General features: G+C 48.2%; 14 protein-coding genes and 1 pseudogene. 10 read left to right on the top strand and 5 right to left on the bottom strand.

The genetic code is table 11. The annotated features are described in order from the left end of the window. The first annotated feature begins 168 nt into the window (after positions 1 to 168). The 5 genes from napF (at position 169) to napC (ending at position 4,561) form a co-directional block, all read left to right on the top strand. Positions 169 to 648, top strand: coding sequence for a ferredoxin-type protein NapF (gene napF / locus AC3CIC_RS08855; RefSeq protein ID WP_394210293.1), 480 nt, complete (start codon positions 169 to 171; stop codon positions 646 to 648). Beyond that, positions 645 to 917: a chaperone NapD gene (locus AC3CIC_RS08850; RefSeq protein ID WP_394210295.1), complete on the top strand. Its 273-nt coding sequence runs from the start codon at positions 645 to 647 to the stop codon at positions 915 to 917. Before napF ends, AC3CIC_RS08850 begins: the two co-directional genes overlap by 4 nt. Next, a complete protein-coding gene (napA, locus tag AC3CIC_RS08845) occupies positions 917 to 3,403 on the top strand; it encodes a nitrate reductase catalytic subunit NapA (RefSeq protein ID WP_488514359.1) in 2,487 nt (828 codons plus the stop codon). Before AC3CIC_RS08850 ends, napA begins: the two co-directional genes overlap by 1 nt. A gap of 100 nt (positions 3,404 to 3,503) precedes the next feature. Continuing rightward, the gene (locus tag AC3CIC_RS08840; protein WP_016958234.1) at positions 3,504 to 3,938 is read left to right on the top strand and encodes a nitrate reductase cytochrome c-type subunit; all 435 of its coding nucleotides are present in this window, start codon (positions 3,504 to 3,506) and stop codon (positions 3,936 to 3,938) included. An 11-nt stretch (positions 3,939 to 3,949) separates the two neighbouring features. Further along, the gene (gene napC, locus AC3CIC_RS08835; RefSeq protein WP_016958233.1) at positions 3,950 to 4,561 is read left to right on the top strand and encodes a cytochrome c-type protein NapC; all 612 of its coding nucleotides are present in this window, start codon (positions 3,950 to 3,952) and stop codon (positions 4,559 to 4,561) included. Positions 4,562 to 4,671: 110 nt separating this feature from the next. Here the strand turns inward: napC and AC3CIC_RS08830 are convergent, their stop codons facing one another. After that, on the bottom strand, positions 4,672 to 4,992 hold the full coding sequence (locus AC3CIC_RS08830) for an HI1450 family dsDNA-mimic protein (RefSeq protein ID WP_394210299.1): 321 nt from the start codon (positions 4,990 to 4,992) through the stop codon (positions 4,672 to 4,674). Between the two features lie 313 nt (positions 4,993 to 5,305). Here AC3CIC_RS08830 and AC3CIC_RS08825 point away from each other — a divergent pair, with 313 nt between their 5' ends. Both AC3CIC_RS08825 and AC3CIC_RS08820 read left to right on the top strand, forming a co-directional pair. After that, positions 5,306 to 6,094 carry a hypothetical protein gene (locus tag AC3CIC_RS08825; RefSeq protein ID WP_488514358.1) on the top strand — a complete coding sequence of 263 codons (789 nt, stop codon included), beginning with the start codon at positions 5,306 to 5,308 and terminating at the stop codon, positions 6,092 to 6,094. 293 nt (positions 6,095 to 6,387) lie between these two features. After that, positions 6,388 to 7,760: pseudogene (locus tag AC3CIC_RS08820) on the top strand (YjiH family protein). Between the two features lie 122 nt (positions 7,761 to 7,882). Here the strand turns inward: AC3CIC_RS08820 and AC3CIC_RS08815 are convergent. Further along, complete coding sequence (locus tag AC3CIC_RS08815) at positions 7,883 to 8,224, bottom strand: hypothetical protein (protein WP_488514357.1); 342 nt, start codon at positions 8,222 to 8,224, stop codon at positions 7,883 to 7,885. Positions 8,225 to 8,381: 157 nt separating this feature from the next. On the opposite strand from AC3CIC_RS08815, the gene AC3CIC_RS08810 reads away from it, so the two are divergent. After that, positions 8,382 to 8,975, top strand: coding sequence for a lipase family alpha/beta hydrolase (locus tag AC3CIC_RS08810; protein ID WP_488514356.1), 594 nt, complete (start codon positions 8,382 to 8,384; stop codon positions 8,973 to 8,975). A 113-nt stretch (positions 8,976 to 9,088) separates the two neighbouring features. Here AC3CIC_RS08810 and AC3CIC_RS08805 read toward each other — a convergent pair whose 3' ends face one another. Then, positions 9,089 to 10,372 carry a DASH family cryptochrome gene (locus AC3CIC_RS08805; RefSeq protein WP_488514355.1) on the bottom strand — a complete coding sequence of 428 codons (1,284 nt, stop codon included), beginning with the start codon at positions 10,370 to 10,372 and terminating at the stop codon, positions 9,089 to 9,091. Between the two features lie 482 nt (positions 10,373 to 10,854). Between AC3CIC_RS08805 and AC3CIC_RS08800 the strand changes: the two genes are divergently transcribed. Beyond that, positions 10,855 to 11,190, top strand: a complete 336-nt coding sequence (locus AC3CIC_RS08800; RefSeq protein WP_488514354.1) for a hypothetical protein — start codon at positions 10,855 to 10,857, stop codon at positions 11,188 to 11,190. A 116-nt stretch (positions 11,191 to 11,306) separates the two neighbouring features. Here the strand turns inward: AC3CIC_RS08800 and AC3CIC_RS08795 are convergent, their stop codons facing one another. Both AC3CIC_RS08795 and AC3CIC_RS08790 read right to left on the bottom strand, forming a co-directional pair. Beyond that, positions 11,307 to 11,936, bottom strand: a complete 630-nt coding sequence (locus AC3CIC_RS08795; RefSeq protein WP_488514353.1) for an OmpA family protein — start codon at positions 11,934 to 11,936, stop codon at positions 11,307 to 11,309. After that, positions 11,933 to 13,324, bottom strand: a complete 1,392-nt coding sequence (locus AC3CIC_RS08790; RefSeq protein WP_488514352.1) for a TolC family outer membrane protein — start codon at positions 13,322 to 13,324, stop codon at positions 11,933 to 11,935. The genes AC3CIC_RS08795 and AC3CIC_RS08790 overlap by 4 nt, the downstream gene beginning before the upstream one ends. Before the next feature lie 491 nt (positions 13,325 to 13,815). On the opposite strand from AC3CIC_RS08790, the gene AC3CIC_RS08785 reads away from it, so the two are divergent. After that, positions 13,816 to 24,123, top strand: a complete 10,308-nt coding sequence (locus tag AC3CIC_RS08785; protein WP_488514351.1) for a retention module-containing protein — start codon at positions 13,816 to 13,818, stop codon at positions 24,121 to 24,123. Positions 24,124 to 24,147: the final 24 nt, after the last annotated feature.

Below are 24,147 nucleotides of genomic sequence, written 5' to 3'. Positions count from 1 at the left end.
GTGATGGTTTAATAATGTGACGCGAGCCATGAGCGAAAATTGATCTAGCGCAATAGACCCCTCTATATACCCCTTTAGGGGTATATAACCTATTCCTAATTATCTCTAACGTGACATCAGAAAGACGTGAAATATTGAAATTACACGTGTTATAGGTTGAAGGTTAAAATGGTAGACCAACGTCGTCGCTTCTTTTTACGAAGCGCTCAGAGTTCCCAGCAACAGCCACTACCTTGGATAAGGGACAGCGAACTGTTTACCGAGCATTGTACGCGATGTGGAGAATGCCAGCGCGCCTGCGAAGAAAATATCATTGTCTCCGGTGATGGTGGATTCCCTTCGATAGATTTCAATAAAGGAGAATGCACGTTTTGTTATGAATGCGCACAGCATTGCCCCGAACCGTTATTTCTTCCTGAAACACACCTCCCTTGGAAGCAAGTCGTCTCGATTAAAGACAGCTGCTTAGCCAAACAGAATATTGAATGTCGCAGTTGCAGCGATGCATGCGATACCCGAGCAATTCGTTTTCAACATCGATTGGGAAGTGTCGCACAACCCGAAATTCAAATTAGCGACTGTAGCGGGTGTGGCGCATGTATTGCGCCATGCCCAGTCAATGCCATCTCCATGGAGCAACACCCATGAACGAATATCACGTTACTAGCCTTGTTGTGCACGCAGCAGCAGATCAAACAGAACAAGTAAAAGTACGCATTGAGGCACTGCCGGGCACCGAAGTGCCTGCCATGAATGAGATTGGGAAATTGGTCGTGGTGGTGGAAGGGGAAAGTCGCGGCGCACTGTTGGACATTTTCGAACAAATTAAAGCGTTGCCGGGTGTCCTTGCAGCAACGTTAGTTTTTCATCAGGTTGAGAATGAATCGCCTGAAAACAAAATTGAAGGAGTCGGGTAATGACACTGACACGCAGGAAGTTTCTTAAAGCGAATGCAGCCGCAGCTGCTGCTACCGCTGCGGGCATCACCATTCCCGTTTCTGTTGCACATGCGGCGGGAAATGATGAGCAAGTTAAATGGGATAAAGCACCGTGCCGCTTTTGTGGTACAGGCTGTGGCATTCTTTTGGGGACCCAAAACGGGCGCATTGTCGCCTCACAAGGTGATCCAGAAGCGCCGGTAAACCGCGGTTTGAGCTGTGTGAAAGGGTATTTTCTTCCAAAAATCATGTATGGAAAAGACCGCCTGACTCAACCATTACTACGCAAAAAAAACGGCGTGTATGACAAAGAAGGTGAGTTCACCCCAGTCAGTTGGGATGAAGCACTGGATTTGATGGCTGAAAAATTCACGACGGCGATTCAGACAAATGGCCCGACTACGGTAGGTATGTTTGGTTCTGGCCAATGGACCGTGTGGGAAGGCTATGCAGCGTCAAAACTGATGAAAGCAGGTTTCTTGACGAACAACATTGACCCGAATGCCCGTCATTGTATGGCATCGGCGGTTGTTGGCTTCATGCGTACTTTCGGTATGGATGAACCAATGGGTTGTTATGACGACATAGAACAAGCCGATGCGTTTGTTTTGTGGGGCTCTAACATGGCAGAAATGCACCCAATCCTTTGGTCTCGCTTAGCTGATCGTCGTTTATCCGCGAATCATGTCAAAGTTGCCGTACTCTCCACCTATGAACACCGCAGTTTTGAGCTGGCTGACAATGGCATGATTTTCACGCCACAAACTGACTTGGCCATTCTTAATTACATTGCCAACTACATCATTCAAAACGACAAAGTCGATAAAGACTTTATCGCGAAGCACGTTAACTTCCGCCAAGGTGCAACAGATATTGGTTATGGCCTTCGCCCGACCAATCCGCTTGAACAGAACGCAAAAAATGCTGGCAGTGGCGCGTCAGATCCGATCGACTTCGATGCGTTTGCCAAATTTGTCGCTGATTACGACGTTGAATCTGTGTCCAAGCTGTCAGGTGTGCCCGAAGACCAACTGATTGCACTCGCAGAGCTTTATGCCGACCCGAAAGTGAACGTAGTGTCCTATTGGACGATGGGCTTTAACCAGCACACACGTGGCGTGTGGGCGAACAACCTTTGCTACAACATTCACCTTCTGACGGGTAAGATTTCTAAGCCAGGTTGTGGCCCATTCTCGCTGACAGGCCAGCCTTCTGCTTGTGGAACAGCGCGTGAAGTGGGTACGTTCTCTCACCGTCTGCCTGCTGACATGGTAGTGAATAATCCCAAGCACCGTGCATTTGCAGAAGCAAAATGGAAACTGCCGGAAGGCACGATCCCACCAAAACCCGGATATCACGCCGTGCTGCAAGATCGCATGTTGAAAGACGGCAAGCTCAACGTGTACTGGGTGATGTGTAACAACAACATGCAGGCAGGCCCAAATATCAATGAAGAGCGTTTGCCGGGTTATCGCGACCCACGCAATTTCATCATTACGTCTGACCCTTATCCAACCGTCACCGCCATGGCGTCTGATTTGATTCTGCCAACAGCGATGTGGGTAGAGAAAGAGGGCGCTTACGGTAACGCCGAACGTCGTACTCAGTTTTGGTATCAACAAGTGAAAGCGCCAGGCGAAGCAAAATCTGATTTGTGGCAATTGGTTGAGCTCTCTAAGCGCATCAAGGTTGCTGATGTTTGGCCTGCAGATTTGATTGCCAAACAACCGGATTTTCAAGATAAAACCTTGTACGACATTTTGTTTGCGAATGGACAAGTCAACCAATATGGGTTGGATGAAATTCCAGCAGACCGCCTGAATGATGACGCTCGCGATGCGGGATTCTATATCCAGAAAGGCTTGTTTGAAGAATATGCGGCATTTGGTCGCGGCAAAGCCCATGACCTTGCACCCTTTGAGGTTTACCACAAAGAGCGCGGTTTACGCTGGCCTGTGGTTGATGGCAAAGAAACGTTGTGGCGCTACGCAGAAGGGCACGACCCGTATGTGAAAGCGGGTGAAGGTTTTGCGTTCTACGGTAAGCCTGATAAAAAAGCCGTTATTTTTGCCTTGCCGTATGAACCTGCGGCAGAAGAGCCTGATGCTGACTATGACCTTTGGCTTTCCACGGGTCGTGTCTTGGAGCACTGGCACACGGGTACCATGACACGACGCGTGCCAGAGCTTTACAAGGCGTTCCCTGATGCGGTTGTCTTCATGCACCCGTTAGATGCCAAGAAGCGCGGATTGCGCCGAGGCGATGCGGTGAAAGTGATCTCACGTCGTGGTGAAGTTGCCACACACGTTGAAACTCGTGGACGTAACCGTGTTCCAGAAGGATTGGTGTTTATGCCATTTTTCGATGCAGGACAACTGGTTAATAAGCTAACACTGGATGCGACAGATCCGCTTTCGAAAGAAACGGATTATAAAAAATGTGCGGTCAAGATCGTCAAGGTTTGATCCCGCAGCCAGTGTGAAACACCCAATAACTGTGCGTGTTGCTAATAGGAACACAGCAACACGTATTAGCAGAATGATTTGATTCCGAAAGGATCCGAGCATGAAAAAGAAAATCACGTTTACGCTGTTACTTGCCGCGCTGATCAGCACAATGGCAGTCGCGCAGGTCACCTCTTTAAGAGGCGATCAAGAGATTGGTGCCAATAACGAGGTGCCAAACATTAAAACCGTTCCAAAAAATCAGGATCGCTTTGCGCTTAACTATGTGAACCAGCCACCTATGGTGCCCCATGCTGTTGATGGCTATCAGGTTAATCAGTCTAATAACGCGTGCCTGCAATGCCACGATGTCGATGTTTATCGTAAAACTGGCGCTCCACGTATTAGTCCTACGCACTTTATGGACCGAGATAATAAAGTGCTGACAGAAGTGTCTGCTCGTCGTTATTTCTGTCTACAGTGCCATGTTCCTCAGGTGCAAACTGACGTGTTGGTAGAGAACGAGTTTGTTCCTGCTGGCAAATTTGGACAGTAGGGGGAGTCGGGATGAAATTACCGGGATTTATCACTAAAGCGTGGAAATGGTTTCGAACACCAAGCCACTTTGCTATTGGCACTGTTCTCATTTTGGGCTTTGTTGCAGGCATCGTGTTCTGGGGTGGTTTTAACACGGGCATGGAGATGACCAACCGAGAAGAGTTCTGTATTGGTTGTCATGAAATGCAAGAGAACGTGTATCAAGAATACGTGGGCACCATTCACTACAGCAACCGCAGTGGCGTGAGGGCAACATGCCCAGATTGTCATGTGCCAAAAGAATGGGGGCCGAAAATGATTCGCAAAATTCAGGCAAGTAAAGAGCTCTATGCCAAAGCGTTTGGCATTGTGTCGACGCCACAGAAATTTGAAGACCACCGTTTGGAAATGGCGACACGTGAGTGGAATCGCATGGAGGCTAATAACTCACAAGAATGCCGAAACTGCCATAACTTTGAATTTATGGATTTTAGCGCGCAAAAATCAGTAGCAGCCAAAGTGCATGATAGAGCTGAAGAAGCAGGACAGACGTGTATTGATTGCCACAAAGGGATTGCGCATAAGTTACCGCGTAATCATGATGCAGGTAAAGAATTCAAATTCTCAGCCTCAGGTAACTAAATCAGTTTTGTGCCCATGTGTTGCGGTGATACGTGACGTTTAGGCATAAAGACAATGCGTATAAAGACAAGAAGGCCAGCGTTATGCTGGCCTTCTTCTTTTGGTCTTAGTTAGGCTGCGCGCTTCCAGAGTAAGTGACAGAATTTCTGCTCTGTGTCGCGACTCACCAACATGCGAACCAGCACATCATTCAATTCGTCTTCATTGGCTAAACCAATGCGAACTTCGACAAAAGTATCGCGATCAACGTCAAACCCGACGTGTTCTTCCCAATCTGCGCTGGCTTCGACCACAATGGCTGCGCCATCTTCGTCGAAACGTGCTTGATAGGCGAGAAGATCGTCATAATCTAGGTTGTCTTCAGCCATTTCATAAAAAATCTCAAAGGCAGTTTCTAGCGTTTCGTCGATAGAAAGTAGGGAAGAGTCCATGGTGATTCCTGGTTGGTATAAACAGGCGGCATTATATACCCAAGCTACCTTAAATTGAACGCGATGAGCGACGCCGAATCCCGCCTTTTGAGCCCGAATGGCGATATCTCAGTGGGATCAAAATATAGTTTCTAGTCGGGACATGATAAATATCGTCTATTTCGTGAGCTAACATCTCGTTTTTGCGGGAAATTAGTGCTGAAACTGGCTATGTTTCAAGGTGCGAAGCGTGCAAACTCGCTTTAAAATACCCACTTTAAATTGTCGTTTACGTGTCTGGTAAATGTTCAGATGAATAAGGAAAGGTACTGGTTTGTATAAGGCGAAACCCCGCAGCGGATTGTTGGCTGAAATAGATCGGAATGCTCCCCTGCAAACTGAGTATGTAGAGCCCATTGCTGCATCAGTGCGTCAAATCCGTGGCGTGCTGGGTGATACGCTTCATAGTCTTTATTTGACGGGCGATGTCGCGCAGCGTTGTGCTGGTGAGAAAGCGGATCTTTCACTGACTCTCGTGACGACACGCGCCTTGAACGTGCAAGAGTTCACGTCGCTTAATACCGTCCGCTGGCGTTTGGAGCAATCAAGTGACGCGGTAAAGCGTGTCGAATTTGATGTCGTGCCGTTCAAAGAAGTGACAACGCTTGCCAATATCTTCCGTTGGGGTTTCTTCATCAAACATTGCGCACTTTGTATCAGCGGTGACAATCTTGCAGATAGCTTTGGTCACTTTGAAGTGAGTTGGGAAGTGTCGAAAGCGATGAATGAAGATCTTGGCGTTAAGCTAAAAGAGCTTCGTAAGAAGATTGCGGTAGCGACCAAGTGGGGAGCGCAGCTTGATGCTTCAGAGGATGCCGCCAAACGACTAATAAGAGCGGCTTTCGGACTGGTTGCTTATAAGGAAAACCGCTGGGAGCAAGATCTTAATATCTGCGCTGAGTATTTTAATAAGCACTACCCAGATAAATCGGTAGAAATGGAGCGGCTTTTCTACTTGATTGAACGAAAACCCGTTAAGAAACGTGCTGTTGTTGCCTTGATGGACAGTTTTGGCCAATGGGTGCAGTCTGAATACGCCAGTATCGACCGAAAAATTGGATAATTATTCATTGGCGTGATTTCAAATAATCCGGCGTTGTGTTCATTTTAACCGGTATAACTCCTTGATATTACTCTCCAGCAGGATAGTCAATGTTACAGTTTTTAACAATTAATGAGTTAAAAATAAACAACATTGGCCTTCGTCTTGGTCATTTGCATTGCCTTGTGCGAATTATTCAAAATAAGTGACTATTTATGGTTTACATGCGCAAAGAGTTAAATTAATCTTGCGCTCAATTAGTCACATATTGTGAATATATATTTCGTTCAACGCATCGCTCAGGAAGTATTGCCATGCAGAAAACTCAAGATTTACCGACAACATCATCGTCGACACGGAACGTGTTGATGTTCCTTATTCCCTCGCTGCTTGGCGTGCTTTTGTTTATGACGCCAGTGATGATTAATGGTGGCTTCACCATTCCTATCGCAGTACTGGCTAAAACACTGCTTGGCTTACTGGGCCAAAGTGCGCCAATCGTGGTGACGTCTATTATCGTCGTGAGCGCATTAGGTTCCGTGTTGGCAGTGGCGACCAAGCCACGCTTTATCACGGAGTCAAAATTCTTATCTGGCCTATTTTTGTCTACCCCTGTTTGGCTGGTTGTGCGTTTGCTGGGCGCGACGTTTGTCTTGATGGCTTACTTTGGTGTTGGCCCAGAACACGTTACGGGCGGCGCAACAGGTGGATTTGTGTTGGGCGATCTGCTGCCAACACTGTTATCTGTGTTTGTATTCGCAGGCCTGTTCCTGCCATTGCTGACTAACTTTGGCTTACTGGAACTGATTGGTACTTTCATGACACGTATTATGCGTCCATTGTTTGGTCTGCCTGGGCGTTCAGCGGTTGATTGTGCAAGCTCTTGGCTGGGTGACGGTAGTGTCGCGATTTTGATGTCGAGTAAACAATATGAGCAAGGCTACTACACCGAGCGTGAAGCGGCGGTTGTGGGTACCACCTTCTCTGTTGTTTCAATCAGCTTTAGTTTGGTGGTTATTGCGCAGGTTGGCTTGGAGCACATGTTTGTGCCTTTCTATGCCACAGTGTGTCTTGCAGGTTTCGTTGCCGCTATTGTTGTGCCGCGACTCCCGCCGCTGTGCTGGAAAAAGAACACGCTGATCAACGGTGAAGAAAAAGGGCTTGAGCATGAAGCGCTGCCAGAAGGCGAGACCTTATTTTCTTACGGCGTTAAATCTGCAGTTAACCGCGCATCGCATATTCGCTCATTGACTGATGTTCTGAAAGAAAACGTTTAGAAAACGCAGCTGACATGGTATTCGGTGTTTTGCCTGTTGTGATGGCGATTGGTACTTCGGCGTTGATTATCGCGGAATACACGCCAGTGTTTACCATTCTAGGTATGCCATTTGTACCTTTGCTTGAGCTTCTGCAAATTCCAGAAGCGGTTGCCGCCTCAGAAACGATGCTGGTGGGCATTGCGGACATGTTTATCCCTGCGGTACTGGCAGCAAACATTGATAATGAAATGACGCGCTTTGTGGTTGCTACGCTGTCTGTCACTCAGTTGATTTACATGTCGGAAGTGGGCGCATTGCTATTGGGTAGCAAGATCCCCGTTAAAGTGTGGGAACTGGTGATGATATTCATCCTGCGTACGCTAGTAACACTGCCTGTTATTGCCGGTGTGGCGCATTTGGTTTTCTAAACGGTCAGATGCCTAAATTCAGGTGTTTGCATTGAAAAAATAGCGACCAGATGGTCGCTATTTTTTTGTGTCATGTGCTCGTTCCTAGTTCCTAATTCTTTCCTGACGTAACTGGGCGAAAGCTAGTTGGTCGTTTTCTCTTTTATATCAGCTTCTAGTGTGCTTTTATCGGCCACTAATGCTTTTTTTGCCGCATCTGTTTGTGCTTCTGAGTCCTTAACCGCTTCACTTTCATCGACTGACGCTTGTTTTTTCGCCGACTTTTCCATGCCATCCATCTTCTGTTCAGCGTCTTGCATCAATACTGCTGATTCAGCCTCTGCTTCTTTTCCAAGGTTTTCGAGTTCTTGAACTCGCGCTTGCTCGACGATTTCTGCTTTTTGTCCTGCGGTCTCATCAGCAGTCGCGTAAAAAGGGAGGGCAAAAGCAATAGAGGAAACCAGCAGTAGGTTATGAGTTTTCATTCATCGTTCTCCTTAGAGAGGTTAACGTAACGTGCGGAAAAAAGGTCACTCTAAAAATACTTATCGGATCACTGATGAACGCGTCTCATCTTCGCAACTCAGAGATGGTTTATGATGTGACTATTAGACTCGACAGGCAGAGGTGTGATTAAACATTATGAAAATCATTCTATTACATGGGCTGTATATGCATGGTGTCGCCATGCTTGTTTTGGCAAAGCGATTAACTGAGTCGGGGCATCAAGTCTTCAACTTGAGTTATAAAACCATCAAGCCTGATCTGGCGCAGATGTTCACTACGATGGATGAGTTCATTGATGGTGAAGACACCGCTATTGTTGCTCATTCTATGGGCGGGGTAATGGCCAAAACCTACTTAGACGTCGACAGCCCAATGAGCCACCATGTGAAAACAGTCATCACTTTGGGAACGCCGCACAAGGGTTCCCAAGTGGCGGCATTCTTTGAAAAACATGGGGTGGGGGATGTGATGTTCCAACGTGCGGCTCAATACTTGATGCCAGATGAAACGCCTCGTTGGTCTTCGGCGGCTGCGCTTTACAGCATCGCAGGTGATTTGGCGATTGGACCCGCATCGGTTTTGCTGCGTGGTCAGAAGTCAGACGGTACTGTGTTGTTAGAAGAAACGATGATTGATGGAATGACGAGTCATGAAGTGTATCCGCTCACCCATACTTCGTTGATTTTTGCTAAACGAGTGAGTGATAGGGTGATTGAAATTTTGAAGTGACCCGCTTAGGTTGTGTTAAGCGGGTCTTTTGTTGTTGTGTCGCGTTCGATTAATTGATCGGAGTCTTCTTATTTAAGTCATTGGCATCATAAATAAAGAATAGATCGAACGGCCTAAAATTTGAGTAGGCTTTCGGATGGCGAAGCTTGCGCCCATCTCGCTACAAATGAACCGTCAGGATCGTATTCCTTTGTTTGTTTCTCCAGGTTAAAATGACGTTGACCGCGTGGGTCTGCGCCCACCCCTGCCAAGTATTGCCAGTTCCCATAGTTGGCAGCCACATCGAAATCAATAAGCTGCTGCTCGAAGTAGGCTGCGCCAAATCGCCAATCAACGCCCAACTCATTCACTAAACAACTCGCCACAATTTGTCGGCCTCGGTTTGACATATAACCGGTTTGGTTGAGCTGCCTCATACAGGCGTTCACGATAGGATATTCGGTGGTGCCTTGCTCCCATGCTTTGAATTTCTCGCAATAAAACGAAGTGAGCGGGCGTTTTTTCTTTATACCATCAAAGGCGAACATACGCGCGCCATGATAGTGCATCATCCATTGGAAATACTCTCGCCAAAGCAGTTCCGCAAACATGGACTGCGAGGATTCATCTTTGCCATGACGATATTCATAATTGTCGAGTTCTGCGACGACCATTCGAGCAGAGATAGACCCATTCGCAAGCCAAGCAGACAACCGAGAAGAAAATTGCCAGCCATCAAAGCCATTTCGTGTTTTCTTATAATTTTTTAGCCCCTGTGACTTCCAAAAAAACTGATTGAGTTGCACAAGCGCGGAATCCTCGCCGCCGTGGTAAGGCGTCAGGTCATAAACAAATTCTTGCCCTCCCCATATGTCGCGACGCTCTTGAATGGCCGCAGGTAAAGAATCCGGTGCGCTTATAGGTATGCAGGGTAGTGTGTTCTGCTGCTCAATATGCTTGCGGAACTGGGTGAAGCTCTGAGGGAATGTTGATTGCTCAAACGGTAATTGGTTACGAAGAAAAAGGGTGAAGCTCTCGCTTACACTCACTTCACACGGCAAGACACGTTTGAGATAGGCGACTTGTTGTCTTTCATAGACACCGGGGTGATCAGTCATGGCAACGTAGTTAATTTGGTGTTGTTTACACAAGGCGGGAATGATTTCCAAAGGGTTGCCCACTTTAACCACAAGGCGTTGTTTTCGTTTTTTGAGTTCTCTTTCTAACGCTCGCAGTGATTGGTACAAAAACTCTTCTCTGAATCGACCAAGATGTCGAGATTGATGACGTGTGGGTTTTAACCATGCGGGGTCTATGACATAAACCATGAGGGCATGAGTACAGCGCCGGGAGAGTGCAACTAATGCGGGATTGTCTGCCAGTCTTAAATCATGTCTAAACCAAATGAGCCCTTTCATGTCGTCTCTCCTTAAAAACGATGATGTTTCGCGAACAAGTTTGGCGTGATTTTCGGTTTGCTGATACACCTCCTTTATAGAGTGGGACGCACCATGTGTAGGTGAAAGGTCAAATTGATATAGACAGTCCATAGTTGTGAGAAAACCGTCTCATCCATAAAGCGTAGCGCAGCATGAGCAAAATCAAGCGTGGCAGGAAATGAAATGTGTGCGAGATCAACTTGATGACAGATAGCCCGCCAAAAAAGCGTTCACAAGGCTGACGAATTGAATGAAAATTTATGTAAATGAACCTGCTTAATACTTCCTATTACTACCTTTGTCCTGCCAATGTGAATAAATATGAGTTCATGCATAAGTCTTGTGTAGACGGAGTGTCAGCCTTTTTTACGGTTTTTGACTCAATGTACTCGTCAAGGGCTTATCTGTGACGTTGGTTTCTCTACTATTGGTTGAGAAATGAGCGTCATAGAGAGAAGACCGTGAGTGACAAACAAATATCAGACTCAGTAAGAAAAGCACTGTTGGGGATTTCGGGTATCCGTGAAGAAATTGACAACCAACGCGTCTATTTCTACCAACATGGCAGGCTATTTAGCATTGTTGATAGCGATGGTTTACAGTTCGTTGTGGGCGAAGAGTGTCTAAAAGAAGCACTAAGGTTGCCAGGGGCAGAATTGGAACAGCCTGGAGGCAAACGCTGCAAGGGAGTGATTCGAGTATCAGCGGAAAGATGTACGGAAACTGATATTGATTTTTGGCTCTTGCTGGCATTGCCCACTATTCAAGGAACCATTGACCCCATTACTTTCCATTAGTGGGGTTCATGAAGAGCGCAGCATCTCTCTGGTTGGCGCTTCTCAACACAATTTGACGCAAGAAAAAAAAGGGCAATTCAGCCCATTTTTTATGTCGATTTTTCCGTGTTTTTTATTCAAGAAGACGTATAAATCGTCCACTTTTTAATCACGCTTTTTTGCTTGTTAACCACACTCGCAGTGACGCGTCGACTCAGTATCTCTGTCTGTTTTTTAGATGTCGTCACAACAGGATCAGATTCGCCAAAACCCATGATCTGAACCCTGTTTGGTGCAATCCCCTTACGCAATAACGCTTTTTCGACCACTTGCGCTCGCAGTTTTGACAGCGCGAGGTTTAACTCCGTACTGCCAACGGGACTGGCATAGCCTTTAAGTTGCACTTTAGTTTGCGGAAATTTATTCATAAACCGTGCGAGATCATCCACTTCACTTCGGAAACTGGGCGGGATTTTAACGGAGTTATTGGCGAAGAGAATATGAAGGTCATCTCTGGCGACTGTTTCCAGTACTTCAGAGCATCCGTTGTTATCGATTACGGCATTGTAGGGCGTGTCTGCGCATTCATCTCGCGCATTGATCACACCGTCATCGTCTGCGTCTAACAGATCGGCGTTTTGCTCAGCCACAGGCGGCTGAGCAACTGACATCGAGCAGCCTGATACCAGGCTGCTTGATGCAAAAAGAGCAAGTAGTATCCACTTAACACTGAACTTGGCCTTGGAGGGCCATACAACGTTCTTCATTGTGTTTCTCCTTCCTTACCGTAAACGGAGGTCTGCCATTCTTCTGGGGTCTCAACGCGTAGTTCAGAAAGCAACAACCCCGTTGCATTTAATACGCGATACTTCGCGAAGATGCCCGCATAGGTGGCATCAATATAAGATTTCCTTGCATCGAAAAGCTCATTTTCAGTGTTCAGCAGATCAAGTAACGTGCGACGACCAATAAGGTATTGCTTCTCATAGGCTTGAAGCGTTTTGGCTGACGCATCTACGTGCTGCTCCAAAAATTGCGTTTGGCTTTCAGCAAGGTGTTTGGCTGTCCATGCAAGGCGCGTGCTTTCATTCAATAAACGGTGAGCGTTATTGCGAATGTTTTTGGCCTTGTTCACTTGATAGGCAGCACTGCGTGATTCAGCCGCATCGCTTCCGCCGTTAAACAGGTTATAGCGCATACGCAGCATGGCTTGGAACTCGTCAGTATCACCAGGCGTACCATCCAACTCTTCGCCCCATTCCTGTGATGCTTCAATGGAAAAAGTGGGATAGAAGTCGCCTTTGGCCTGCTCATACTGGAATCTCGCCGCGTCGACATCATTGAGCGCGACTTGAATCACTGGGTTATTGTCTTTTGCGATGGTCAGCGCTTCGACCAGCGAAGGTGGAATGTACAAGGCATCCACTTCTGGCGTCACCAAGGCTCTCGGCGTTTCGCCCACAATGCGTTCAAACTCAATGATCTTGTCTTCATGATTGCTCTGCGCATTCAGTAAATTGGTGTGCGCTTGCGCAAGACGACCTTGAGCTTGAGATAAATCTGCCGTAGAGCTGATACCAGAATCCGTTCGACGTTTGATATCCGCGTGAAGTTTTTCATGAGTTTTCAAGTTTCGTTGTGAAAGGTCCAGAATCGCTTCCGTTCTTATCACCTCTAAATACGCTTCAGTGACACTTAGGGCTGTGTCTTGAGCGTCTGCAAGCATCTGGAAGCGCTGGGCTTCCGCTTCAGATTTTGTTCTTTTGATATCGTTGTAAGTAATGGCACCGTCCCAGATGAGCTGGCGCAAACTTAAACGAACATCACGAGGATGAAAGGTCCCTTTGGTGCTGTCGTTGTTGTAATCGGAATAACCAATACCAGCATCTACATCCACGGAAGGAAGGTAACCGCCTTGCGAGGCATCTATGTCCGCTTCGCGGCTCTTAAACTCGTTATAGGCTTCTCGAATCAACGGGTTTTGGGAAAGTGTCGCTGCCACGGCCTGCTCTAAAGACTGTGCTTGTGCTAGTTGTGGAAAGCTAAGCACCGCTGCGGCTATCAAGATAGCGTGAAGTTTATTTTTTTTTGCTTCTCCCAATGGAAAAGGTGTGTTGAAAATTCGCAGTCTATTGCGGGTGATACGTTGCTTCATGAATACTCCCTCAAAGCGATGTAGACCGTTTGTAACTCATAATGAAAGGGCCAAAATAAACGGCGATGGGCAAATGTCGCGGCGAATGCATTTACCAAGAAGACAGGTATCCAATTCCTACATTGAATGAGCACCACGGTTGCTCGAATCGATTGGTTGTCTTCACCATCACAAACAGCGAGAAACCCTTGGTTTACCCGCAAATTCAAAAGTAGGGCAAGTTGAGGAAGATTTGACCCCCAAGCACACGCTTTATCGCGTTTCTATTGCAAATGAGACAGGTAGAGGTAAGTAACTAGCGACCAAACTTACCTAAGTACAGAAATTTCGTGAAGTCAGCCAATAATCAACGGGCCAAGCGTCCAGATGTTGATCGCTGACCTCTTGTTGTCGTTTCAGTATGTCTTTGCGTATCCCTGATTCTTTATAAGGTTAAATTGCGCATTTTGAGAGGCTGAGATGCAAGGGTTTCAATGTGTGAGTGATACGGAATGGCTGAAAAAGTAGAAGACAACACGGTTCTTGGCTCGAACGCGTCAAATGCCCAACTTTCTGTAACCGGTGGTCAGGTTTATGTCATTAGAGAAGACGTTGCCACTCCGGTTCCATTTGCTCAATCAGTGAAGCCAGACGATCTCATTGTCGCAGGGGCGGGAGCGTCGTATGTCGTGATGGTAAAGGGTGAACCCGTGCTGGTTCATGAGCCCTGTGCAACCTGTATTCAAATCCGAGACGAAGGCATTGAAGTCATAGGTTTAATCGGGAATGTCGACATTCAACAGAACGTACAAGCCATTACCTTATTAGAAGATGAAATTGCCGCGCTACAAAAAGCCATTGTCACAGGAACCGACCCAACAGAAGTGTTTGAAGAGCCCGCCACTGGCGTGACTGGATTGAGTTCGTCGATATCTGGATTTGCTGTCATTCAATACGACTATACGAGCGTTTTGCCTGAAGCGGGATTTACGACTAGTTATACCTCGCCAGTGCCAATACTTGAGCAGGAAGATGATTTCGCCCTTATTCCGGCTCTGGGTGGAGAAACCCTCGATCTTACGCTGGTCGAAGGTGATTTGGCTCCGCAAGCGGGCGATCAAGCGTATCCCATAACAACCATTTCTTCAGTGCTTATCCCTGCGAGCTCGCTGGCGTTAGATGCAGATAGTTTTGTGATTGAACCAACGTTGCTCTCGGCACTGCTTGCAGAACTCACGGCAGACACTAAAAGCGGTGGGCAAGCGCTGATTTATAATGTGTCAGACGATGGCAAAGTCATCACAGGTAAGATCGGAAATGAAACCATTCTCACGATTTCTGTGGATGGCGAAGCGGCAGGCCGCGGCGTTGAGTTGACGGTCACGGTCACACTCAATGGGCCATTAGATCATCGTTCAGGTGACACCAGTGGGTTGGTCACGGTCAGCCGTGAAGCGATTGACATTGCGCTTGCCGTGCAAGGGCAAGATACCAGTGGTAACCCACTAGATAGACCTATTGATATCAATATCGCCATTCTCGACGGTGCCGCCCCGACCGTTAACCCGCAGAATATTACGCATAACGAAAATATTCTGGATTATGTGTCAGAGCCTATCCCGCTCAATGTCGGCGTAAATAGTGATTTACTCGAGTCAGTGCGTTTTGTCTCTACGCCCGCGCTGGTGGCGCAGCTTGAGAGCATCACCAGTAATGGCGCAGCGACCGTGTATTCCATTAGTGGTGATGAAATCTTAGTGTCACTGGCGTCTGACTCAACAGTCACGGTATTTGCCATCAATTTGGTCGAATTATCCCCTTCAACTGATTCAACGGAAGACCGTGGGGAAGGTGTCGCTGGGTCGTATGGCTATGTCCTGACTCAAAATGCCTCTATCGACCAAAAACGGGGGACTGACACTGAAACCGTGCCTGTGACCGTGGTTGCCATTGACCAAGATGGTGATTCGGTGACTGGCCAGTTTAAAGTGAACTTGGTTGATGGCGACAACGCCAGGGGTGATTCAGCAGAAATCACGGGCGGCTATAAGGTGATTGAAGGCATTTCTGGCGATGTGGCCCAAACTGCCAAAGGGGAAATTACGATAAACGCCGCTTCTGACAAGCTGTTATCGGACACTTTATTTATTTCAAACTTGGATGATAACAATGGCATTCCGGGCTTGATCGCCGAATTAAATCAGCTCACGTCAAATGGCGAATCGATCAGCTTTTCGATTCAAAGTGGCACGGGTTCAAATGTGGTGGAGCTGCTGGGCACCAAGGCCGATGGCACAGAGGTCATTCGCCTGACGTTGACAGCAACAAAAGCGTCAGGGGCGGGGGCAACGGGCGTAAATATTGCCTCAAGCTTTGAATTATACGAGCCGTTGGATGAAACAAATCAGGCGCTGTTCAGCAGCAACCGCTGGGTGAGGCTCGTCAGTAATCGAGATGATGACAAAGAGGTAGAATCATTCCAAATCCAAGTCGAGTTACAGATACGTGATTCTGATAATGACTTACTTGATGCGCCAATTTCGGTGACGTATGCGGTGCAAGATGGCGTAGGGCCTGTTATTCGGGTCAATGATGTGACCATCGACGATCCCGGCTTTGGCGCACCTGCGAATGAAGCCATTGGCAGCTTGGGCTTGGAAACAGGTAGTGACAATATTACATCTGTGGTTTGGGATCTAACGGACGCATTTTTTGCCAGTATTGAGGCGCTGAAAAGTGATGGGAATGCCCTCAAACTTCTATCCAATGTGGGTGAAATTAACGGTACGTCGAATCCGATCGCGGTGGGGTATGTCGACGTAAGCGGCAATACCATTACGGTGCTGTCGATTGCTCTGACACCCGCCTCAAGTGAATATGTAGTGACACTGTCACATGCCATTGACCAACCAGACAGTGAGGCTATCACGCTCGCGCTGGGCGTAAAGGTAACGGACTCTGATGACGACAGCACCTCTAGTGCTTTCAATGTCACCATCAAAGATGGACCAGCCCCAAGTGTTGATCCGGTTGATGCTAGCTTGACGGATCCCGTCATTGGCCAACTGAGTGAACAGACAAACCTCAGCTTGGGGTTAACTCAAGGCTCTGACGCAGTGAAATCCATCGTGTTCACTGCATCACCCGCACTCGACACTGCTCTCGCCAATATCACCAGCAGCGGATACAAAACCACTTACCAACCCGATCCGCTGTCATCCGTGACGGACACGATTAACATCGTGTTGGACGACCCTGCGCTATCTGCCACATCTAAACCTGCGAATGGTGCACAAGTATTGACGATAAAGCTCGACGTGGATACAGAGGGTAATCCAACCGGCAGCTACACAGTGACGCAGTATGCCGCGGTTGATGAAAGTTCCGCGCCATTGGTCTTGCCAATTGGGGTGAAAGTCGTGGATACCGATGGGGATGAAGCTACCGGTCAATTTACTATCACGCTTAACGACGATGATGACACGCCTTCGATTGTCGGTGTTGGTGAAACGATATCTCTGACAGAGCCGGATCTAACGCCGACGGGAAGCCAAACAGGCTATCCCGAATCGTCATCAGGTACAGCGTTTATAAGGGCGATAACCGACAGGCTGCTACCATCAGAGGTGCGTATAGATAGCACGGTAGTGACGGCACTCTTGACGGATCTCAATGCCGTACTGACCAGCGGCGGTGAGCCTGTTGTGTTCACCTATGACGACACAACGGGAACATTGACGGGTAAGGTGAGTAACGAATTGGTTATGACACTGTCACTGTCTGCCGTGCAAAATGCAGATGGATTTGGTCTAGATATCACACCGTCACTGACGTTGCACCAACCGCTTGATCACCTCACCAGTGCGTCAAATAATACTTTGGTGACGTTTGATGGTGATGCGATTGCCATCAATGTTCAGCTCCAAGCACAAGACTCTGACGGCGACGTTCTTCCGTCTGTTGCTACGTTTGACCTTGTCATTCAAGACGGTCAACCGCCTGCGATCACTCAAGCGCCGTCATTGAGCGTGGAAGAAAGCGACATTAACGCCAGCGGCAGCTTACAAACCTACAACCGACCAGGCACGACACCTGGAGGAGTCGGTGATGACCAAGATACCGCAGCAGGTAAACTGGTGATTGATTCTGGTAGTGATGCCATCAAAGATGTTTCACTTGATTTGTCAGCGTTTGCTTCGGTGAACAGCAACAACAGCCAGAACTCATCAGGCAATAGCATTCCCTTAAGCTCTCATGGCGAAGCTGTCACACTCGAACTCACCAAAAACACTGAGGGCACTAAGGTCTATACCGGCATGGCGGAAGAAAGTCGCCCCGTTTTCACGCTCACCGTTCTTGCCGATGGTACATATACATTCGCTTTACTTGGTGCGCTTGATCACCCGCGAGGGGATGATAAAAACAGCTTGGGCATTAACTTTCCCATTGTCGTTACTGATAGTGATGGTGACACCGCAACAAGCAATATTACTGTGAATGTGCTCGACGATGTGCCGTTCTCGCTCGAAACAGACGGTGTTGGTGTTGGCGGGGGAAGCGTCACTGCGGTGGAAGGAGAGTCGTCTTCTCGAGTGACAATTATGCCGTCACGTAATCGTGGCGCCGATGATGCGGCGATCAAATCGGTCACCATCAATGGCGAACAGCATGAGCTGACACAGGGGCTCAATAATCACTTTACCGTCACCCAAGGCCCTGGAGGCCAGGTGCTTGGTATGTTGTTAATACAAAGCAGTGGCAACATTCAATTTACTGCCGCTGAAAACGTTGACCATAGCGGTTCGACGAACAATAGAATCACTGAAACCTTTAGCTATGAAATATTAGATGGTGATGGCGATATCGTTGTGGGTTCAACTGAAATTGTGATCGTTGATAGCTCACCGGTACTGATCGTCAACAACGCGGCGGGCATTGAAGATCAGGGTCGCGAGGGCGACCCAAATGATGATGTTGTCTCGAACCCTGCCGATGGTATTCCTATCGCCATGACCATCAATTCGGGAGATAGCGATCAAGGTGAATCAGTTTTTCGTGTTGTTGTTACCCTACCTGCCAATGCACACGGCACGTTCTACGCTAACGGTGCCGTGCTAGCAATTACCGACAATCAAGTGGTGTTACCCGCCAATTTGTTTTCTCCAAATGCACAGAATCAACTTTGGACGTTGCAAGGCGTCACTTTCGTACCTGACCAAGATTACTCAGCATCTTCAGGTGTGCCGACGTTTTCTGCGACAGGTTATGTCACTAACACTGATGGCTCAGAACGGCAGTTGGGCACGCAAACATTCACTATCACCGTGGAAGGTATTGCCGATGTGCCGCAGTGGGATGACAGCACCGTGTTTTACTACAACATTGACGAGGATAGCGATGGCGCAGCGTTAGATCTTGCCGCGGAACTGCAAGATAACGATGGATCGGAAACGTTAAGTTATATCCTTACCCTTCAAAGCGGTAGCGGGACTTTGGTGTTAAATGACGAGACCTTGACGCCAACTAACGGCCAGTACGTGGTAGCGTCATCTGACATTAATGATGTGGTTGTTAAACCCGATGCGAATTTCTCCGGTGATCTGACGTTAACCGTCACGGCGCAAAGCAAAGAAACCGCCAATTTTGTTTCGGGCGAGCAAACCGCAGATTCAGTTACCCGCACGATTACTGTTGCGGTCAATCCTGTTGCTGATACCACCACCTTGAAAGTCACGCGAGTCAGCGGTGAAGAAGACGAATTGATCAATTTGTCATCTCATATCAGCTTGACCGACACCGCAGACCTGGACGGCTCCGAAGCCTTATTTGTGCGGATCAGTAATGTGCCTCTTGGGGCTAAGCTGCTCCTTGCTGACAACAGCGAAGTGCCTGCAGTGGGAGGCGTATATGAAGTGGCTTACAGCGACATTGGCGGTTTACGCTTGCAGCCGCCACCGCAGAGTAACGTTGATTTCTCGCTGACAGTGACTGGCGTGGTTAAAGACTCTGCCGTTATCTCTAATGCGCAAGGGGTCAGCAGTACCGTTACCCAAGAATTCGAAACCAATCCCAAAACATTGCCAATCGGGTTGAAAGGGGTGGCTGATGTACCTGTTATCAGTGCAGACCTAGGCGATATTTGGCAGCCGATTATCGAGAACGGCGTTGATACAGGCATTGAGACCACCATTGATGAAGACAGCTCCGTGGCTTTGTCTTTCCAACTGAAATCAGGTGAAGAAGGCACGGCATTGCCTGGTGACAATTCTGAGACGCTAACGACGCTGGTAACCAATATCCCGAAAGGTGTCACGCTGCTTGATACCAACGACAATGCGATTAATCTTGTCTACGCAGGTATTGGCGCAAACGGTGAGGCGCAATATCAAGCCAAAGTGGATGGCCTGTCGGACATCAAACTTGTGCCGCCACTTGGCAGCACTGAAGACATTACGTTAACTGTGACTGTGATTGTCACCGAAGATGACGGTGATTCGCTGACCGTCAATAAAGAAGTCCTGGTTCATATTGAACCCAAGATTGATGCGGTCGATTACACCTTGAACAGCCGTGGAAGTGAAGATCAAGATGTGGTCGTTAATTGGCGCCCCGGCACGGATCAAGGTTACACGGACAACAATGAGACGATCACCGCCATCACATTTAACATGGCGACAGATGCAATTTCTGCCGGATATACCCTGACCATTTCAGGGGAATCGTCACCGCTGACGTTCTCGAATGGCAGTGTGGTATTGACGGCGTCTCAAATGACCGCGTTGCTCAATGGTGCCAATCTTTTGCTTCGGGCGCCAGAGAACGTCGATCAGGACGAAAACATCGATCTCTCTGTGAGGCTTACTGTCGTACAAACTGATACGGATTCGAGCGCCACAGACACGGCAGTCATCACAGGCACCCTCGATGTTCGTATTATCGCGGCGGTGGAGGGGGACGGAAAAGTCGAGCTACTGAATAGTTCGAATCAGCCCGTTAGCACTGTGGATGGCGATGGCAGCGGCACTATTTCCTTAGCGTCGGCGGATCATCGTTTGGCGTTTGTTACCCCAGAAGGAATAAATACCGACGGCAGCAGTGCTGAAATCATTACGCAGGTGGTGATTAGCTTTGTAGCGGATGCTAATGGCACGCCGCTGACGGGAGCCGATCAATCCTATTTTGATCAGTTCTACATCGAGGGAGGGATCAACAATGGTGATGGTAGCTGGACAGTGCCTCAAAGTGCATTAGATTCATTGACGATATCCACGACTAAGCCCATCACCGAGCCTGTATTCATTAAAATATCTGCCTTAGTGCAAGATCAAGGTGATGCGGGTGAAGGGGATGCCAGTGGTCAGGTGGAACAAGCGCCACTGATCCTCGAATTAGATTTCGTAGGAAGTGTTAGTAGCACTCAAGAAGCAGGGGCTGTCACGGTCGAAACCCAAGATATCACCGGCGTAGAAGATACCGCACTGAATTTAGGCACCCAGTTGGACGGTTTAATAAAGGTTGATCCCGCGAACGCGAGTTCGGACGAGTTAACCATAGTGATCAACAGCGCATCGTTGTCAGCAATTGGCGCTAGCGTGTCGGGCATGGAATTCAACTACGAGACCAGTGAATACGTCGCCAAAGTCAATGTGTCTGCAGACGGCTCGGTCGATCTATCCGGTATCACCTTAACGATGCCAAAACACTTTGCGGGAGATTTTTTGTTGCCTGTGAAGCTTGTGACAACCGATCAAGTGAGTGGCGACACCAAGGAAACAGATACCACATTGTCTGTTTTGATAGCCCCAGTTGTGGATGGTATTTCTACCACCGTCACGGTAGTTGAAACCAATGGTTTAAACAGCGATGAACAACCTGTCGATGATGAGGCAGAGTGGGTGCCAGTCGCCAATAAAGCGTTGGAAGATGGCATTATAGAACTGGATCTCAGCGCGAAATTGGTGGATACCGACACTGCGGCAAGTTCCGGTGTCGAAAGCATTACCTCAGTAACACTCATCGTTGATAGCGCAGTGGGCTTTTTTGTGGATGCCAATGGAGAAAACCCGCAAAGCAGCATCACAATAAGTGCCGCCGAACTTGGCAGTATTCACTTCAAACCCGTGGAAAATTACAGCGGCCCCGTCACGCTAGATGTGAAAACTACGGTGGTTGATACTGCCGTCAACGATGATACAGGCAAGCCCAATTCAACGGCCACAAACACACTATCCACTGACGTGTCATTTGATGTATTACCTGTCAATGATCCCATCATGTTTAGCGGTAATACTCAGCCTATTACAGGTACGGAAGACGAACATATTGCCTTGACGGGAGTGACGGCGACCTTAAAAGACATTGATGGCTCGGAAGAAATCGTCTCCGCAAAAATCTCCGGTGTGCCGGATGATTTCCAACTGGTTTCGACGGGTAGCCAACTCGTGCAAAGCAGTGGTAACGGAAATTGGAGCATCAGTGTTCCAGCAGGCAGTGAATCGCTTAATCTTGATGATATCTCTTTTATTCCACCTGAAAATTTCAGCGGTACCATGACGGTCGAACTGGTGGTTTACGCCAAAGAAAAAGCACTGACAACGCCAGTGCAATACACAACAAGTGTCACTGTGGTGGTGGATCCCATCGGCGACGGTGTGGACACTGACATTGTCACCTCAGTATCCGGCACTGAGGATGAAAACATCACGTTGTCCCTCGACATCAGTGTGATTGACAACAAACTCACTTACGACGGGTCAGGTTTGTCGGTTACGGAAAATGCCCCTGAGAATATCAAGGTGGTGTTAACCAATGTGCCTGATAGCTCAACCATTAGTTTCCCTCCTGGTGTGACGTCTGACAGTTCTGTCGAGAAACAGTCTGACGGTAGTTGGATTGTGATTGCAGAGCAAACCACGCTTTCATCGCTCATTTTCACGCCCGGTGATGCCAATGAGCTCAATTGGGACGGCAAGCTCAATGTGTCTGTTCGTGCAGTGGATAATGGCGTTGAAGCAGAAAGTTCGTTGTGGGTAAATCAAATCATTGATGTGACCGTGTCGCCTGTCAACGATGCCCCAGATCTGACGGTGCCTGCCACAGCACTGAATACCGAAGAAGAAGCCGTGCTTCTGATTGAATCCATTCAAGTAAAAGATGTCGACGCGAAAGACGCCAGTGGTGGCGTTATCACTGTGCGTTTGAGTGCAGTAGATGGCACGATCAATATCTCCAGTGCATCTCCATTGCCTTCTGGCATTACTGTCTCTGGTACTGGGACAAACACCATGACGCTTGAAGGTGATTTAGACAAGATCAATACGCTGTTGGCATCGGGCGTGACCTATACGGGGATAACCAATTTTTCTGGACAAGACACCATCACTGTGACGGTGAATGACAATGGCAACACAGGCTCGGGTGGCGCGCTGACAGACAGTGAATCAATCACGGTTAATGTCGCGCCCAAACCCGATGTGCCCACGTTATTGTTGAATTCGGCACAAACCGCTTCCGTTGGAGGGAGCATATCAGCGGTTATTCCTTTGCTGGGCTTGGCTGCAGCGTTGACTGATCCATCCGAAACATTGTCAGTGCAAATCCGAAATATTCCCGCTTCGCTCGCGTTTGTGGATGCAGACGGTAATTCTGTCGGTACAGGGCCTACGGGCGGTGTACTGACGATCACGCCTGCCGAGTTGGCACAGCTCTATGTGACAGGCAACGCCGCCGTTACAGCGTCTGTTGAAGTGGTTGCAATTTCAACCACCACCTTGGGTGAAATCGCGCAATCTTCACCCGTCACGTTGGCAATAAACGTGACCAATCCAGATGATGGGCCGATATCGGCGCAAGATACTGATGCAGAAAACACGGTGATATCGGGCGCAGAGGGTGCAACGCTGCAAGGTGGTGCAAACGATGACACTCTAATTGGCGGTTTGGGCGAGGACATTCTCACCGGCGGGGACGGTAACGATACCCTTTGGGGAGGAACACAAGGCGGTAGCGACAGTAACCTCGACAGGTTTACGTGGTCGAGCGCTGATTTGGGTTCGGTTGGGAATCCTGCTGTCGATACCATTGGAGACTTTAACCCTTCAACGGATGTGATCGATCTCAGTGCGGCATTGAGCGTCACTCATCTTGCGAATGTTGACGATCTCACTCAACAGCTATCGCTGACAGAAATCAACGGAAACGCACAACTCAATGTGTTAAATAGTGGCGACGTGCTTCAGGAAATTGTGTTAACCGGCGTAAATTTGGACGCATTGGTTAATGGGTCATCTTCAGGTATGTCACAGTCAGATATGCTCACAGCAGTGATCAATAGCGGGGCGCTGTATCTAGGGGACAACGTCGGCACTGGCGCTGATGATAACCTTGTCACACAATCTTCCGGTGAAAGCCTGTTTGGAATGGACGGCGATGACACGCTGCAAGCAGGACAGGGCAACGATATTCTTACCGGTGGTGAAGGGAATGACCTTTTTGTGTGGCTTGAAGCTTCACTCAGTTCGCCTGCCAATACCGATACAGTGACAGATTTGACGTTAGGTCAAGACAAGCTCGATTTAAGCCAATTACTGCCTGATTTTGGATCGTCACCGACCAGCAATGACCTGCTGCCTTACTTTGATCAAGCATCAGTTGAAAGCGATGGCACGATCAATCTTTCTGTGATTTCTGGTAGTGACACACAGAATATTGTTTTACAGAACATGGACATTTCTAGCTCAGGATTAGACCTCGTATCAGGTGCGCAAACCAGTGAGATAGTGTCTGCACTGTACGAGCAGCAAGTGTTCAAATTGGAATAGCATTGGTGGCAATTGGTTAAAATT

The organism is Enterovibrio sp. QJM3NY_24 (genome assembly GCF_057786035.1).
This window is presented reverse-complemented; position numbering and strand designations above follow the sequence as displayed.